The organism is Vreelandella halophila, from assembly GCF_019903425.1.
Lineage (GTDB): Bacteria > Pseudomonadota > Gammaproteobacteria > Pseudomonadales > Oleiphilaceae > Halospina > Halospina halophila.
In genome coordinates, this window is the sequence record NZ_JACHUZ010000013.1 from 1,713,531 (window position 1) to 1,728,433 (window position 14,903).

Sequence of the window (14,903 nt, forward strand, 5' to 3'; positions counted from 1 at the left end):
CGCCTTTTGTATCACAGGGCCGGAACCGATGACAGGGTGGCAGGTTATCCAGAACGGGAGGAACAGGCATTGGCACAAACGGCACCCGCCCCGATTCCCGGGTTGAAGTACTGGGAGCGTCGCACGTCCGCGGGCCATCTCGTCACTGGCTGGCATTCACAGCCCAGTGGCCGGCCAGTGGTGCATTTCATCCACGGCAATGGTTACAACAGCCTGGTCTACCTGCCATTGCTGGCGCTTCTGGCCGAAGACTACGATCTTTTCCTGAGTGACGTTCAGGGCCATGGTGCCAGTGAGGCCAATGGGGATTTTCTGGGCTGGAACCGGACCTCGGAGCTCTGCGAGGAAACCTGGCGGGCCTTCGCGCCCCTTTGGGAGGGGCAGTGCCAGTACGCCATGGGTCACAGCTTCGGCGGTATCATGAGCCTGCTGATGATGGAGCGGGACCCGGCCCTGTTTGACCGTGCCGTTCTGCTGGACCCGATCATCTTCTCCCAGCGGATGCTGTGGGTGATGCGCATCGGTACCTGGCTGGGGCTCTGGCAGAACAACGGTTTCTCGAAGAAAACCCGCCAGCGCCGGCGTGAGTGGCCGGACCGTGCCACGGCTCTGGAAAGCCTGGAAGGGCGGGGCATGTTCCGGGGCTGGACTCCGGAAGCGCTCCGGGCCTACGTGGACCATGCGCTGATCGAGCAGGACGGCCAGGTGGTGCTGCGGTGTCCGCCAGAGGTGGAGGCGGCGATTTTTGCCGGCTATCCACGTGGACTGTGGCGGGCCATGAAGCGCTTGCGCACCCCCAGCCATGTGATCCATGGCGAGAGTACCTACGACTTCGTGCGCGACTCCGTTGCACAATGGGTCACACTCAACCGGAACGTGAGTGCCGAGACACTGCCCGGGGGGCACTGCTTTATGCAGCAGGCCCCGGGAACCGCTGCCGAAAGGGTGCGCGCAGCGCTAGCCGCCGCTCAGTGACTCCAGCCTCTGGCGGGCAATATCGCCAATCCTGCCTTCGCCCTGGGCGGCCTTCTGGTAGTACTGGCGGGCCTCGCTGGTACGCCCCTGGCCGGAAATCGCATCGCCGAGCCCAAGGTAGGCGATGCTGGTGGGCACGACCTCCAGCGAGGCCTTGAAGTCCTTCTCCGCGGCGTCAAAGTTGTCCAGCTCCTCGTGGGCGAGCCCTCGTCCGATGCGGTAACTGAACATCTCCGGGTAGAGCTCCACCGCCCGGTTGTAGTCCGCCAGCGCGGATTCGGTCTGTCCCTCCTGCATCCGGATATCCGCGCGCAGTTCCCGGAACGCGGCTTCATCGGGAACCTGCTCAATGGCCTGTTCCAGCAGCGCCAGAGCCTTTTCGTACTCCTCTTCGCCGGCGGCCTTGCGGGCGCGGTCGTAGGCCTCGTAGGCGTCCGCATCCTCCCGCAGACCGGCCATCATGCGCTGGTAGCGTTCCTTCCCGAAGGTGCCGTCGCGCCCCAGTTCATCCGCAATCCGGCGGTTGGCCTCCACCCGCTCCTGGGAAGGGGGGTGGGAGCGGAAAAGCCCGGTGACAAAGTTGCTCTGCTCATTCTCCGACAGACGCACGAAGACTTCCTGGAGCTGGACGGCGGCTTCCGGGTTGTAGCCGGCCTCGGCCATGTACTGCATGCCGTAGCGGTCGGATTCCAGTTCGTGGCTGCGGCTGTACTGCGCCATGATCAGTTGGGAACCCAGGGCGGCACCGCCCATGATCAGTCCAGCGTATTCATTGCCCTTCAGCGCCAGGCCCAGGCCTATTCCGGCCATCCCAAGGTTGATGAGGGTGCCTCGCTGCATGCGCTGGGCACTGTGTCGGGCCGCTGCGTGCACAATCTCATGCCCCATGACCGCCGCCAGCTGGGCCTCGTTATCAAGCTCCGTGAGCAGGCCCCGGTTGATGGCGATCTTGCCACCCGGCAGGGCCCAGGCGTTGGGCACGCCGCTGTTGATCACGGTGAACTCATAGGGCAGGTCGGGGCGGTCGCTGACCTCCGCCAGGGACTGGCCCACGTCGGAGACGTAGTTGTTCAGTTTCTCGTCGCGGTAGTAGCGTCCGCCCTGGGTCTGGATGGTGGGTTGGTACTGTTGCCTTCCGATCTGCAGCTCGTCGGACTCGGAGACCAGCCGCAGTTCGCGCTCACCAGTGACGGGATTGACGCCACAGCCGGTTGTGATCAGCGCGGAAAGGATGATAAGGGCGAGCAGGGCGTGGGGGTGGTTCATACGCCGCATGGGTCGGGTCACCTCGTCTGTGAATGGGGCCTTGTTTTCGTTATAGTGCGCCGGATTCCCTGCAGATTGCAAAGCCGCCATGAATGATGAAACCCTCTTTGGCCGGGTCTCGCGCTTCATCGGGACCCTGCGTCACTGCCAGCATCTGGGTATCCGGGCACTGTCCGCCACTGAGAACGAGCTGGTCGTGGAACTGCCGTATTCCGATGCCATTGTGGGCAACCCTGAAACAGGGGTGATCCATGGTGGCGCCATCACCACATTGATGGACACCGCTTCGGGCACGGTGGTGATCTGCGCGCTGCCGGAGTTTGAACTCTGCCCCACGCTCGACCTGCGGGTGGACTACATGCGGGCGGCTGAGCCGGGGTATCCGGTATACGCACGGGCGCGGGCCTACCGGGTAACCAACAACATCGTTTTTACCCGCTGCGAGACCTTCCAGGAGGATCCGGAGCAGACCATCGCCCATTGTGTCGGGACCTTCATGCGGATCGGCCCTGAAGCCACGCCCAAGGCCTACCGCGACCTGATCACGGGAGGGGATGACGAATGAGCCTGTCCGGTGAGATGCGCAGTGCCCTGCAGGCCGGTGACTACCAGGCCCTGATCCGGGCTGTGCCCTACGCCCGCACCCTGGGCATGGAATGCGAGACCTTCGGTGAGGAAGTGGTGTTCCGCCTGCCGCGCAGTGACGACAACCTCGGCAATCCCATCCTGCCCGCCATCCACGGAGGCGTTATCGGTGGCTTCCTCGAGATGTCCGCCATGATCTCGCTGATGATGTCCCAGGAGACACCCCGGTTGCCGCGAATCGTGGATTTTTCCCTGGATTACCTGCGCGCGGGGCTGGACCGGGATACCTTCTGTGAATGCCACCTGACCCGCCAGGGCAACCGGGTGGCGAACGTGATCGTGACCGCCTGGCAGCAGTCCCGGCGCAAGCCCATTGCCACGGCCCGCGCCCATTTCATCATGGACTGAGGCTCCTGATCGGGGTTGCCCTTGAAATCCGGCGCACCGCCCCAAGATTGCCAGCTGACAACAGGTTCAAGCAGGCAACAACCATCAAGGAGTGCGGCGCGTCATGACTGCCGAAGCACAGAAAGAAACACTTGGCTTCCAGACCGAGGTCAAACAGCTCCTCAACATCGTTATCAACTCCCTGTATTCCAACCGGGAAGTCTTCCTGCGGGAGTTGATCTCCAATGCCTCCGACGCGGAGGACAAGCTTCGCTTCGAGGCCCTGTCCAATAACGCGCTTCTGGAGGAAGATCCGGATCTGGCCATTCATCTGAGCTACGATTCGGAAGCCGGCACCGTCACCATCCGGGATAACGGCATCGGCATGACCCGTGATGAGGTGATCGAGAACCTGGGCACCATCGCCAAGTCCGGCACCTCCGACTTCCTGAACCAGCTCACCGGCGACCAGCAGAAGGACGCCAAGCTGATCGGCCAGTTCGGCGTTGGTTTCTACTCCTCCTTCATCGTTGCCGACCAGGTGGAAGTGACCACCCGCAAGGCCGGCACCAAGTCATCCGAGGGCGTGCACTGGGTCTCCAGTGGTGACGGCCAATTTACCATTGAGCCGGTCGAGGGTGCGCCACGGGGTACAACCGTTGTCCTGCACCTGCGTGAGGATGCCAAGGATTTCGCGGACGGCCACCGTCTGCGCCACCTGGTCAAGAAGTACTCCGACCATATTTCCTTCCCGGTCCGCATGCCTCCGGAGCCCAGCGGCGAAGAGGACGAGAACCAGGAAGACAAGCCCGCAGAGGAGACCGTCAACGAGGCCACGGCCCTGTGGACCCGGCCGCGCAACGAGGTGTCCGAGGACGAATACAAGGCGTTCTACAAGCACATTGCCCACGACTTCGAGGACCCGCTGACCTGGTCCCACAACCGGGTTGAAGGCTCGCTGGACTACACCAGCCTGCTCTACATTCCGGGCCGGGCGCCGTTCGACCTCTACAACCGCGAAGCATCCCGCGGCCTGAAGCTGTACGTGCAGCGCGTGTTCATCATGGACGACGCCGAGCAGTTCCTGCCGCTGTACCTGAGGTTCGTGCGCGGCGTGATCGACAGCAACGACCTGTCGCTGAACGTCTCCCGCGAGATCCTGCAGAACGACAGCACCGTGGAGAGCATCCGCACCGCGCTGACCAAGCGGGTTCTGGACATGCTCAAGAAGCTGGCCAACAACGACCCCGAGAAGTATCAGCAGTTCTGGGACCAGTTCGGCCAGGTGCTGAAGGAAGGCCCGGCGGAAGACTTCGGCAACCGCGAGAAGATCTCTCCGCTGCTGCGCTTTGCTTCCACCCACACCGGCGAACCCACGCAGAACGTATCTCTGGACGACTACGTGGCCCGCATGAAGGAAGGCCAGGAGAAGATCTACTTCCTGACCGCGGATTCCCACCAGGCGGCCAAGGCCAGCCCGCACCTGGAGATCTTCCGCAAGAAGGGCATTGAGGTGCTGCTGCTGACGGACCGCATCGACGAGTGGATGATGGGCTACCTCAGCGAGTACGAGGGCAAGCACCTGCAGGACATCTCCCGCGGCGAGCTGGACCTGGACGAGGTCGAGTCCGAAGAGGAGAAGAAGGAGCAGGAGCAGGCTTCCGAGGAGCACAAGGATCTGGTCGAACGCATCCAGAAGGTGCTGTCCGACCGGGTTAAGGAAGTGAAGGTGACCAAGCGCCTGACCGAGTCACCGGCCTGCCTGGTGGTTGGCGACTACGACATGGGCCAGCAGATGCGCAAGATCATGGAAGCAGCGGGCCAGCCGGTTCCCGATTCCAAGCCCATCTTCGAGATCAATGTGGACCATCCGCTGCTGCAGCGGCTTGAAAAGGAGCAGGGCGAGGAACGGTTCTCGGACCTCGCCCAGGTGATCTTTGACCAGGCCACTCTGGCCAGCGGTCAGGAGATCGAGGACCCGGGCACCTATGTGTCCCGCCTCAACCGCCTGCTCCTGGAACTGGCGGAGTAAGCCGGAGGCTGCATGGCCGGGGAGTCGGTGATCGTGGATGTAGTGATCCACCGGGATGACTGGCTCCGCGTCTACGAAGGGACCGCCTGGCGTGTCTGGGTAAGGGCGCGTGACGGGCGGTCCGTCGTTTTTCCCGCCCGTATTCTCCAGCCGTGGATGGAACATGAGGGTGTCTTTGGCAGTTTCATGATCCACTACGACGGCGATGGGAAGTTCCATTCCGTCGAGAAGATTGCCGATGTACCGCGCGACACGCCACCGTCCCCTATCGGTTGACGTGGAAGTACTGCTCCAGCGCGTTAAACACCCTTTCCGCATACCAGGTTTTTCCGACACTTCCGTTGTAACGGGCAAGCGCCTTCGCGAGATTGCCGTCTTCCCTCTCCAGATAATGCGCGAGAATGGTGGTGCCGTAGACCAGGTTGGTCTCGATCTTGGTGAGGTTGTCGTCCGGGCGGCCAATCTCCTTCTTCCAGAAGGGCATGACCTGCATCAGGCCCTGGGCCCCGACAGGGGAGATGGCGAAGCGGTCAAAGCCGCTTTCCACCTGGATAACGGCCAGGACCACTTCCGGTGACAGATCACGGCGGGTGGCTTCGCGGTGCACCAGGCGGAGTATGTCCAGGCGCCGGTCGTGGTTGTCGAGCCAGCGTTCGGTGCGGCCGGACATGTCCACCAGCCAGACCTCGGCGTCAAAGCGGTCGTCGAAACTCTCTGAGGCTTTGACGGCCTCGCGGAGCTTGGACCGCAGTTCCGGATCCGGCTGGGTGTTGGTTGCGGTATGGGCCGGGCCTGACAGCAGCAGGGCGAGCCCCAGTACAACGGTGCTGACGGCGGTACGCATACCCCGGAGTCTAGTCCGCGATCACCTGCGCCGCCAGGAAGCGGATGATGTCGTCCACTGCCACATCCTGCTTGTCCGCATCGGTGCGGCCCTTGTATTCAAGGGTGCCGGCTTCCAGGCCGCGGTCACTGATGACCACCCGGTGCGGGATGCCGATCAGTTCCAGGTCCGCGAACTTCACGCCCGGGCGTTCCTTGCGGTCGTCCAGCAGCACGTCGTAGCCGGTCTGGCGCAGCTGCTCGTAGAGCTTCTCCGCCGCCTGTGCCACGCGCTCGGACTTGTGGCCGTTGAGGGTGACGATGGCGATCTCGAAGGGGGCAATGGCGGTGGGCCAGGTAATGCCGCTGTCGTCGTGGTTCTGCTCGATGGCAGCCGCGACCAGGCGTGATACGCCGATGCCGTAGCAGCCCATGTCCATGTGCACTGACTTGCCGTTCTCGTCCAGCACCGTGGCGTTCATGGCTTCGCTGTACTTGCGGCCCAGTTTGAACACATGGCCCACCTCGATCCCGCGCTGGATGCCAAGAACGCCGTGGCCGTCCGGGCTGGGATCGCCTTCCTCCACTTCGCGCAGGTCGGCGGTCTCACCCGGGGCGACGTCGCGGTCCCAGTTGACCCCGGTCAGGTGGTAACCCGTGCGGTTGGCGCCGCAGACAAAGTCCGCCAGGTGCGCCGCGGCGTGATCAACGATCATGGGTACCCGGAGTGCGACGGGGCCGATGGAGCCTGCGTCCACCCCAAGTGCCTTGCGGATCTCCTCGTCACTGGCCATGGTCAGCGGTTCGGCCACGTCCGCACGCCGCTCCGCCTTGAGGTCGTTCAGGGTGTGATCGCCGCGCAGCACCAGGGCCACCAGGGGCTGGTCGTTGCTGCTCTCATCCTTTTGGGGCGCATGCACCAGCAGTGTCTTGAGCACGCGGTCCGGCGTGGTGTTCAGATAATCGGCCACCTGGTCAATGGTGTTCTGGTCCGGGGTGGCTACTTCCTGCATGGTTTCCATGGCGGTGGGCCGCTCTCCAGCAGGGGGCAGTGCCTCGGCGAGCTCAATATTCGCGGCATAGTCGCTGTCGGAGCTGAAGGCGATGGCGTCCTCGCCGGAGCTGGCCAGCACGTGGAACTCCTGGGACTTGCTGCCACCAATGGCGCCGGAGTCCGCCTCCACGGCCCGGAAGTCCAGGCCCAGGCGGCGGAAGATGGCGCTGTAGGTCTCGACCATGAGCTCATAGGTCTCGTTCAGCGACTCCGGGCTGGCGTGGAAGGAGTAGGCGTCCTTCATCAGGAACTCGCGCGAACGCATCACACCGAAGCGGGGGCGGCGCTCATCCCGGAACTTGGTCTGGATCTGGTAGAAGTTTGCCGGGAGGTCGCGGTAACTCCGGAGTTCGTTGCGGGCAATATCAGTGATCACTTCCTCGTGCGTGGGGCCATAGCAGAAGTCACGCTCGTGGCGGTCCTTCAGGCGCAGCAGCTCGTCGCCGTATTCCTCCCAGCGGCCGCTTTCCTGCCAGAGCTCGGCGGGCTGGATGGCGGGCATCAGCACCTCCTGGGCGCCGGAGCGGTCCATCTCCTCGCGCACGATCCGTTCCACCTTGCGCAGTACCCGCAGCCCCAGTGGCAGCCAGGTGTAGAGGCCGCCGGCCAGGCGCCGGATCATGCCCGCGCGCAGCATCAGCTGGTGGCTGACGATCTCGGCGTCCGCGGGGGTTTCCTTGAGGGTGGCGATCAGGTACTGGCTTGCACGCATAGGTGTCGGTCCGTCAGGGCTGTGGCGAATGTGACTGTTCAGTAAGAGAGGGGTTATTCTACGAAGTCCGCCCGCCAGGGTACAGGGTGGCGGCCACGCGAGAACGAATCAGGAGACAGTGGAACCATGAAGTTGAGCGCGGACGAGGTGCAGCAGTTGATCCGGGAGGGGGTTCCCATGGCCGAGGACATCGATTTCCGGGTGCAGGCTATTGAACCTCAGGCCGCAACGGCGCGGGTGCCGTTCAGCGACCGCATGGTGCGCCCGGGTGGGACGCTCTCCGGACCGGTTCAGATGGCTCTGGCGGACGCCACCATGTATGCGGCGGTCCTTGGGGCGCTGGGCGAGGTGCAGATGGCGGTCACCAGTAACCTGAACATCAATTTCCTGCGCAAGCCGGGCCGCTGCGACCTGTTCGCCCGGGCCGAGGTTCTGAAACTGGGCCGCCGTAACGCCTTCTGCGAGGTCCAGCTGTTCTCCGAGGGCAGTGATGCACTGGTTGCCCATGTCAGCGGAACCTATTCCCTGCCATGAGACAGCCGATCACGGGTTACCACCGGGACGATGAAGGCCACTGGGTCGCGCAGCTGGCCTGCGGCCATAACCAGCATGTACGCCATGAGCCGCCGTTCATTAACCTTCCCTGGGTGGTGACCCCGGAGGGACGTGATTCCATGCTCGGCATCGGCCTGGCCTGCAAGAAGTGTGATGAGGGCGCGCTGCCGGACGAGCAGCCCCGGGAGGACTGACGCGACCTTCAGAGGTACTTCAGCGGCAGCTCGGTGTTGTCGATTACCCGCCGCATCACGAAGCTGGAGTGCACCCCGCTGACTCCGGTGATGCGGGTGACCTTGTTGAGCAGGAACTGCTGGTAGTGCTCCATGTCCGGCACCACCACCTTGAGGATGTAGTCCGCCTGCTGGCCGGTGATCAGGTAGAGTTCCTGGACCTCCGGGTAGGTGGCCACCTGTTCCTCGAATTCCTGGAAGCGCTCCGGCGTGTGGCGGTCCATGCCGATCTGCAGGATGACGGTCAGGGACAGCCCCAGTTTGCGCCGCTCCAGCAGGGTCTTGCGGCCCAGGATGATGCCGGCTTCCTCCAGAGCCTTCACCCGGCGTGAGCAGGGGGAGGGCGAAAGCCCGACCCTTTCCGCCAGCTGCTGGTTGGTGAGGCCGCCGTCCTTCTGCAGGTGCTCCAGGATCTGGCGGTCGATGCGGTCGATCTGGACCAGTTCGGAGTCAGTTTTTGCCATGGAATAACGCCTTGTTCGTGGAAGAGGAAATGATTGTTCCTTATGAGGGGTAATATTAGCAGGATATTGCTAAAAATTCCGAAATAACCACAAATTCGCAAACACATTGCCCGGTATTTTGGTTACCTTGGTCATGTCCCCGGGGGGTGATCCGGCGTTACCGCGCCGGCGCCATGCTTCCGGAAAGGCGGCTCCACACCAGGGGTCGCCGGTGGCGGTCCGCGACGCCACCCTGGACCGGGTGCCACAAGCGCCCGAGAGCGGAGCAGACGGTGTGATCCACCCTCCGCAGCGCAGGCGCGGCGGCAGGGCAGGCCCCGGTGGCTTGCCCCACGCTTGTGCCGCAGGTGTTTCGACCACACTATTGATAATAGACAGAGGCATCCGGGAAGCCGCGTGGACGGGTTCCCCGATGCCTTGATCCGATTCCAGGCACAGTAAGGCAACGCAAGAGGGAGCAGACCATGGCCTTTGACCATCGCAAGTACCGGCCCTTCAAGCCGCTCAACAAGACCGACCGGCGCTGGCCGAACAAGGTCATCGAGAAGGCGCCGATCTATTCCGCCGTTGACCTGCGCGATGGCAACCAGGCGCTGGTCAAGCCCATGAACATTGCCCAGAAGCAGCGCCTGTTCGATCTGCTGGTCAAGCTCGGCTACAAGCAGATCGAGATCGGATTCCCGGCGGCGAGCCAGCCGGATTTCGACTTCTGCCGCAAGCTGATCACGGAGAACCGCATCCCCGAGGATGTCAGTATCCAGATCCTGACCCAGGCGCGGCCGGAGCTGATCAAGCGTTCCTTCGAGGCGTTGGACGGGGTCCATCGCGCGATCGTGCACGTCTACAACTCCACCTCCACCGCCCAGCGCGAGCAGGTGTTCGAGATGGACATGGAGGGCGTGAAACAGATCGCGGTGGACGGGGCGAAGGAAGTCCAGCGCCACGCGAAAAATTACCCGGACACCCAGTGGACCTTCCAGTATTCGCCGGAGAGCTTCTCCGCCACCGAGGTGGACTACGCCGTGGAAGTGGTGGACGCGGTCAACGACGTCTGGCGCCCGGACCAGGGCCAGGACGTCATCATCAACCTGCCGGCGACGGTGGAGATGGCCACGCCCAACGTGTTCGCGGACCAGATCGAGTGGTTCTGTGACCATGTGCGCTACCGCGACCACTTCAGTCTGAGCGTGCACACCCACAATGACCGCGGCTGTGCCATCGCAGCGGCGGAGCTCGCCATCATGGCCGGCGCGGACCGGGTCGAGGGCACGCTGCTGGGCAATGGCGAGCGCACCGGCAACATGGACCTGGTGACCTTCGGCATGAACCTCTATTCCCAGGGCATCGACCCGGAGGTGGACCTGTCCGGCATGGCCGAGATTGTGGACGTGGTCGAGGCCTGCACCGAGATCGCGACCCATCCGCGCCATCCCTGGGCGGGTGAACTGGTGTTCACGGCCTTCTCCGGAAGCCACCAGGACGCCATCCGCAAGTGCATGGCCAAGCATGGCGAGAACGACATCTGGGATGTGGCCTACCTGCCCATTGATCCACATGACATTGGCCGGCGCTACGAGGAAGTGGTGCGCATTAACAGCCAGTCCGGGAAGGGCGGCGTGGCCATGGTGCTGGAGCGCGACTACGGCATCAGCCTGCCACGCTGGCTGCAGATCGAGTTCGCCAAGGTGGTCCAGAAGGAGGCGGAAATCACCGGTGGCGAGGTGGATTCATCCACCATCCACAAGCTGTTCGAGCGCGACTACCTGCAGGTGCCCAAGGGCTGGACGCTGCACACCTATGACCTGCACCGCACGGATGACGGCGTCCAGGCATCGGTCGTGGTGGGCAATGGCGAGCGTACCGAACTGAAGGGCGGCGGCCAGGGCGCGGTCGAGGCCGTGGTGGATGCGCTGCAGCGGCGTCACGACATCAGCGTGGCGGTTGAAGCCTATGACGAGTTCGCACTGGGCGAGGGCACCAGCGCCAATGCGCTGGCCTGCATCCGGATCCAGGTGAACGGCGAGGTCTACAGTGCGGCGGCCCTGGCCGAGGACACTACGTCCGCGACCCTGCAGGCGCTGCTTTCTTCGGTGGCGCGGTGCGTCAACGCGAATGCCGTGGATACCGCAGCTGTCATGTAGGAGCGCGCCTTGCGCGCGATTGAACTCAATACGGGTGTTCAATCGCGAGCAAGCTCGCTCCTACAGAGGGGGAAAACGGGCTCAGCCGACGGTCTTGACCGGAATGATGTTCGGGTCCGGCTCGCTGCCCGGCACTTCCGGCGCCTCCGACAGCCCCAGGTTGTTCTTCTCGAACACCCGGTCCGCGCGATAGCTGGAGCGGACCATGGGGCCGGAAGGCACTTCCAGGAAGCCCTTCTCCAGACCTTTCTCCCGATACCACTCGAATTCCTCGGGCGTGACCCAGCGTTCCACTGGCAGGTGGTTGCGCGTGGGCTGCAGGTACTGGCCGAAGGTGACGATGTCGACGCCGATGGCGCGCAGGTCGTCCATGGTCTCCAGTACTTCATCCTCGGTCTCGCCCAGGCCCAGCATCAGGCTGGTCTTGGTGATGACCTTCGGGTTGTGCTTCTTGGCGTGCTCGAGGACATCCAGCGTCTTCTTGTAGCCGGCGCGCGGGTCACGCACCCGCTCGGTCAGCCTTTCCACGGTCTCGACGTTCTGGGCGAAAACTTCCAGGCCGGAGTCGACCACGGTTTCCACGTGCTCGGTGATGTTGTCGAAGTCCGGGGTCAGGGCTTCCACGGCCACGTGCGGGGTGCGGCGCTTGATGGCGCGCACGCAGTCGGCGTAGTGGCCGGCGCCGAAGTCGTCCAGGTCGTCCCGGTCGACGGAGGTGAGCACGATGTAGCGCAGGCCCATCATTTCCACGGAGTGCGCGGTGTTCTCGGGTTCGTCCTGATCGAGCCAGCCCTTGGGGTTGCCGGTGTCGACAGCGCAGAAGCGGCAGGCGCGGGTGCACACGGAGCCCATGACCATGATGGTGGCGGTGCCGTTGTTCCAGCATTCGCCCATGTTGGGACAGTGGCTTTCCTCGCAGACGGTGCTCAGGCGGTGTTCGTGGACGTTCTTTTTGACCTGTTCGAAGCGTTCGCCGCCGGGCATTCTGGCGCGCAGCCAGGAGGGCTTTCGGGTGCGCTCGGTTTCCTGGGCACGGGAGGCTTTCTGGCCGTCCTTGATGGCGGCGATGCCGTGTTCGCTACGGAACTTTTCGCCGCTGCGGGGTTTCTGGCGATCACTCATAATCGTGCTCGAATCCTGGTTGGCTGGCTCTTGCCGTGTTGCGGCGGTAAGGGCGGGGCAACCTTCGCTGGGAAACGCCACAAGTACATCCCTGTAGGCTGCGCGATCGCCATCCCTGGCGATCGAGCTTCCCATCGAAGGCAGCCCCGCCCATACCGCTCCAGCGCCACGGAGGGCCAGTACGGTTCGCGAAGACTGCCCCGATTATAACGAAACTGCCGCCAAAAATCGTGGGTGGCTGGACTCAGATCCGCTCTGGCGCCACAATTCCGCCCATTAAAGCCACCCGTTACGGATTGTCTGCATGGATTACGACGCGCTTGTTCCCGAGGTTCTGGCCATTGCGGCGGACGCTGGCGAGAAGGTGATGGCGTTCTACCGTCAGGATTACGAGGTTACGCAGAAGCAGGATGACAGTCCTCTGACCGAAGCTGATATGGCGTCCCATCACCGGATTGTCCAGGGGCTACGTTCACTGGAGCCCATGCTGCCGATCCTTTCGGAGGAGGAGGAAGTGTCCTGGGATGAACGCAGGCACTGGGAAGCGTTCTGGCTGGTGGATCCGATTGACGGGACCAAGGATTTCATCAAGCAGACCGGTGAGTTCACAGTGAACATTGCACTGATCGAGAATGGCGTGCCGGTGATGGGTGTGGTGACGGTGCCGGCACTGGGGATTGAGTACTGGGGGAGCCGCTCCAGCGGGGCATTCCGGCGTAAGGAAGGGGAGACGGTGCGTCTGCAGGTGGTTGAGCCGCCGGAGGAGAAGCGCGTGGTGGCGAGCAAGAACCATATGAACGCGGACACGGAGGCGTTCATTGAGAGTCTTGGGTCACATTGCCTGGTGCAGGCGGGGTCGTCGCTGAAGTTCTGCCGGATTGCCGAGGGTGAGGCGGACATCTACCCGCGTGTGGGGCCGACCTGTGAGTGGGATACCGGTGCCGCCCAGGCGGTGCTTGAGGCAGCCGGCGGCCGGGTCCTGACCTTCGAGGGCGAGCCACTGCTCTATGGTAAGGAAAGTGTGTACAACCCGCATTTTGTTGCAGCGGGGCCCTGGTTTTCACCGGCCTGAGTCGTTGCAGTATTGATCCGATAATTAATTGCCGCTAGGGTTTCGCGGTTACGCACTGGTTTCAGGAACGACAGAAAAACGGGAAGGGCTCAATCATGAATGAGAAGCGAAGCTCGGTCCACGGTGAGTGGTCCAGTGGTCTGATTTTCATCCTTGCTGCCACCGGCTCCGCCGTTGGTCTCGGTAATCTGTGGCGCTTCCCTTACCTGGTGGGTGAGAACGGCGGCTCCGCCTTTGTCATACTCTATCTCGCCTGCATCCTGCTGGTCGGCCTGCCGATCATCATCGGTGAGGTCACCATTGGCCGCAAGGGCCGGCGCAGTCCCATCAACAGCCTGCGGTTGATTGCCCGGGAGGAAGGGCTCAACCAGAAATGGGCGCTGGTCGGCTGGATGGGCGTGATCGCCGGTTTCCTGATCCTTTCTTTCTACAGCGTGGTCGGGGGCTGGTCCCTTTATTACGGTTATGAGGCTCTGATCGGTGGTTTCGCCGGAATGACCTCGGAGTCTGCTGAAGGGATGTTCAATGGGCTTGTGGGCAGCCCGTCCGCCGTACTGGGGTGGCACACGCTCTTTATGCTGATTGTTTTCGGCATCGTGGCCTCTGGCGTCAAGAAGGGCCTGCAGCGGGCGGTCACTCTGCTGATGCCTCTGCTTTTCTTCCTGCTGGTGGGGCTGGTGGTCTATGGCATGACCACGGAAGGCTTTGGGGATGCCATGACCTTCCTTGCTACGCCCGATTTCGGCGCCTTGGACGGCGACACCGTGCTCGCGGCTCTTGGGCAGGCGTTCTTCACGCTGAGCCTGGGGATGGGCGCGATCATGGTTTATGGCGCTTACCTGCCGCAGGACAACTCAATTCCGGTCAGCACTGGCTGGATCGTGGGCATGGACACGCTGACCGCGCTGCTCGCCGGCTTCGCGATCTTTCCGATCGTGTTTTCCGTCGGACTGGAGCCTGGCGAGGGGCCCGGGCTGGTATTCCAGACCCTGCCGATTGTCTTCGGTGAGATCACCTTCGGTGCGGTTCTGGGGGTTGTCTTCTTTGCGCTGCTGTCGGTGGCGGCCATTACCTCCGGCATGTCGCTGCTTGAGCCGGCTGTTGCCTACCTCTCCGAGTCCTTCGGCGGAGGTCGAGTCAAGGCGGCGGCCATTATCTCCGCCCTGATCTGGTTGCTTGGTGCTGCCTGTGGCCTTTCCATGAATGCTTGGTCCGGTTTCCATCTGCTGCCGGGCATGACCATCTTCAACACCATTGAGTTCATCTCCAGCAATATCCTGCTGCCGCTGGGCGGGCTCTTCGTGGCACTGTTCGTGGGCTGGAAGATGCGCACCACCACCGTGGCGGCGGAGCTGGATACCCACAACCACCACAATCTCTTCCTGCTGTGGCTGTGGGTGACCCGCATTGTTGCGCCGGCAGCGGTGCTGTTCATCTTCCTCAACGCCACCGGCCTGCTTTCCTTTATCACCGGGGAGTGATG

At 63.0% G+C, this 14,903-nt stretch carries 15 protein-coding genes; 10 read left to right on the plus strand and 5 right to left on the minus strand.

Features of this window, described 5'->3' with window-relative positions; genetic code table 11:
- Nucleotides 1-69: 69 nt before the first annotated feature.
- Nucleotides 70-975, plus strand: a complete 906-nt coding sequence (locus H4I92_RS12225; protein WP_245800894.1) for an alpha/beta fold hydrolase — start codon at nucleotides 70-72, stop codon at nucleotides 973-975.
- Here the strand turns inward: H4I92_RS12225 and H4I92_RS12230 are convergent.
- Nucleotides 958-2,250, minus strand: coding sequence for a M48 family metallopeptidase (locus H4I92_RS12230; RefSeq protein WP_143512679.1), 1,293 nt, complete (start codon nucleotides 2,248-2,250; stop codon nucleotides 958-960). The two genes, H4I92_RS12225 and H4I92_RS12230, sit on opposite strands and share 18 nt — an antisense overlap.
- Nucleotides 2,251-2,329: 79 nt before the next feature.
- On the opposite strand from H4I92_RS12230, the gene H4I92_RS12235 reads away from it, so the two are divergent.
- The 4 genes from H4I92_RS12235 to H4I92_RS12250 all read left to right on the plus strand — a co-directional run bounded on the left by H4I92_RS12235 (nucleotide 2,330) and on the right by H4I92_RS12250 (nucleotide 5,521).
- Nucleotides 2,330-2,806 (plus strand): PaaI family thioesterase, encoded by a 477-nt coding sequence (locus H4I92_RS12235; protein ID WP_077530862.1) that lies wholly within the window; start codon nucleotides 2,330-2,332, stop codon nucleotides 2,804-2,806.
- Nucleotides 2,803-3,234: a PaaI family thioesterase gene (locus tag H4I92_RS12240; RefSeq protein WP_077530863.1), complete on the plus strand. Its 432-nt coding sequence runs from the start codon at nucleotides 2,803-2,805 to the stop codon at nucleotides 3,232-3,234. Before H4I92_RS12235 ends, H4I92_RS12240 begins: the two co-directional genes overlap by 4 nt.
- Nucleotides 3,235-3,337: 103 nt before the next feature.
- A complete protein-coding gene (htpG, locus tag H4I92_RS12245) occupies nucleotides 3,338-5,245 on the plus strand; it encodes a molecular chaperone HtpG (RefSeq protein WP_077530864.1) in 1,908 nt (635 codons plus the stop codon).
- A 12-nt stretch (nucleotides 5,246-5,257) separates the two neighbouring features.
- Nucleotides 5,258-5,521, plus strand: a complete 264-nt coding sequence (locus H4I92_RS12250) for a DUF2835 family protein (protein WP_077530865.1) — start codon at nucleotides 5,258-5,260, stop codon at nucleotides 5,519-5,521.
- Here the strand turns inward: H4I92_RS12250 and H4I92_RS12255 are convergent.
- On the minus strand, nucleotides 5,511-6,089 hold the full coding sequence (locus H4I92_RS12255; RefSeq protein ID WP_077530866.1) for a lytic transglycosylase domain-containing protein: 579 nt from the start codon (nucleotides 6,087-6,089) through the stop codon (nucleotides 5,511-5,513). The genes H4I92_RS12250 and H4I92_RS12255 overlap by 11 nt on opposite strands.
- A 10-nt stretch (nucleotides 6,090-6,099) precedes the next feature.
- On the minus strand, nucleotides 6,100-7,833 hold the full coding sequence (locus H4I92_RS12260; RefSeq protein ID WP_077530867.1) for a proline--tRNA ligase: 1,734 nt from the start codon (nucleotides 7,831-7,833) through the stop codon (nucleotides 6,100-6,102).
- A 126-nt stretch (nucleotides 7,834-7,959) separates the two neighbouring features.
- Between H4I92_RS12260 and H4I92_RS12265 the strand changes: the two genes are divergently transcribed.
- Both H4I92_RS12265 and H4I92_RS12270 read left to right on the plus strand, forming a co-directional pair.
- Entirely contained in the window at nucleotides 7,960-8,367 is a 408-nt protein-coding gene (locus H4I92_RS12265; RefSeq protein WP_077530868.1) for a PaaI family thioesterase, read from the plus strand.
- Nucleotides 8,364-8,582: a DUF3565 domain-containing protein gene (locus tag H4I92_RS12270; protein ID WP_077530869.1), complete on the plus strand. Its 219-nt coding sequence runs from the start codon at nucleotides 8,364-8,366 to the stop codon at nucleotides 8,580-8,582. The genes H4I92_RS12265 and H4I92_RS12270 overlap by 4 nt, the downstream gene beginning before the upstream one ends.
- A gap of 8 nt (nucleotides 8,583-8,590) precedes the next feature.
- Here the strand turns inward: H4I92_RS12270 and H4I92_RS12275 are convergent, their stop codons facing one another.
- A complete protein-coding gene (locus H4I92_RS12275; RefSeq protein ID WP_077530870.1) occupies nucleotides 8,591-9,085 on the minus strand; it encodes an Lrp/AsnC family transcriptional regulator in 495 nt (164 codons plus the stop codon).
- 464 nt (nucleotides 9,086-9,549) lie between these two features.
- Between H4I92_RS12275 and leuA the strand changes: the two genes are divergently transcribed.
- A complete protein-coding gene (leuA, locus tag H4I92_RS12280; protein ID WP_077530871.1) occupies nucleotides 9,550-11,226 on the plus strand; it encodes a 2-isopropylmalate synthase in 1,677 nt (558 codons plus the stop codon).
- Between the two features lie 81 nt (nucleotides 11,227-11,307).
- On the opposite strand, the gene lipA is transcribed toward leuA, so the two are convergent.
- Nucleotides 11,308-12,348, minus strand: a complete 1,041-nt coding sequence (lipA, locus tag H4I92_RS12285; RefSeq protein WP_077530872.1) for a lipoyl synthase — start codon at nucleotides 12,346-12,348, stop codon at nucleotides 11,308-11,310.
- Nucleotides 12,349-12,652: 304 nt separating this feature from the next.
- On the opposite strand from lipA, the gene cysQ reads away from it, so the two are divergent.
- Together cysQ and H4I92_RS12295 are read left to right on the plus strand one after the other, a co-directional pair.
- Entirely contained in the window at nucleotides 12,653-13,420 is a 768-nt protein-coding gene (cysQ, locus tag H4I92_RS12290) for a 3'(2'),5'-bisphosphate nucleotidase CysQ (RefSeq protein ID WP_077530873.1), read from the plus strand.
- A 95-nt stretch (nucleotides 13,421-13,515) separates the two neighbouring features.
- Entirely contained in the window at nucleotides 13,516-14,901 is a 1,386-nt protein-coding gene (locus H4I92_RS12295) for a sodium-dependent transporter (protein ID WP_077530874.1), read from the plus strand.
- The last annotated feature ends 2 nt before the right edge of the window (nucleotides 14,902-14,903 follow it).

Bases quoted from the DNA above. Each gene is read 5' to 3' on its own strand.
- H4I92_RS12230 (WP_143512679.1), bottom strand. From the start codon at position 2,250: ATGCGGCGTATGAACCACCCCCACGCCCTGCTCGCCCTTATCATCCTT.
- H4I92_RS12235 (WP_077530862.1), top strand. From the start codon at position 2,330: ATGAATGATGAAACCCTCTTTGGCCGGGTCTCGCGCTTCATCGGGACC.
- H4I92_RS12240 (WP_077530863.1), top strand. From the start codon at position 2,803: ATGAGCCTGTCCGGTGAGATGCGCAGTGCCCTGCAGGCCGGTGACTAC.
- htpG (WP_077530864.1), top strand. From the start codon at position 3,338: ATGACTGCCGAAGCACAGAAAGAAACACTTGGCTTCCAGACCGAGGTC.
- H4I92_RS12250 (WP_077530865.1), top strand. From the start codon at position 5,258: ATGGCCGGGGAGTCGGTGATCGTGGATGTAGTGATCCACCGGGATGAC.
- H4I92_RS12255 (WP_077530866.1), bottom strand. From the start codon at position 6,089: ATGCGTACCGCCGTCAGCACCGTTGTACTGGGGCTCGCCCTGCTGCTG.
- H4I92_RS12260 (WP_077530867.1), bottom strand. From the start codon at position 7,833: ATGCGTGCAAGCCAGTACCTGATCGCCACCCTCAAGGAAACCCCCGCG.
- H4I92_RS12265 (WP_077530868.1), top strand. From the start codon at position 7,960: ATGAAGTTGAGCGCGGACGAGGTGCAGCAGTTGATCCGGGAGGGGGTT.
- H4I92_RS12270 (WP_077530869.1), top strand. From the start codon at position 8,364: ATGAGACAGCCGATCACGGGTTACCACCGGGACGATGAAGGCCACTGG.
- H4I92_RS12275 (WP_077530870.1), bottom strand. From the start codon at position 9,085: ATGGCAAAAACTGACTCCGAACTGGTCCAGATCGACCGCATCGACCGC.
- leuA (WP_077530871.1), top strand. From the start codon at position 9,550: ATGGCCTTTGACCATCGCAAGTACCGGCCCTTCAAGCCGCTCAACAAG.
- lipA (WP_077530872.1), bottom strand. From the start codon at position 12,348: ATGAGTGATCGCCAGAAACCCCGCAGCGGCGAAAAGTTCCGTAGCGAA.
- cysQ (WP_077530873.1), top strand. From the start codon at position 12,653: ATGGATTACGACGCGCTTGTTCCCGAGGTTCTGGCCATTGCGGCGGAC.
- H4I92_RS12295 (WP_077530874.1), top strand. From the start codon at position 13,516: ATGAATGAGAAGCGAAGCTCGGTCCACGGTGAGTGGTCCAGTGGTCTG.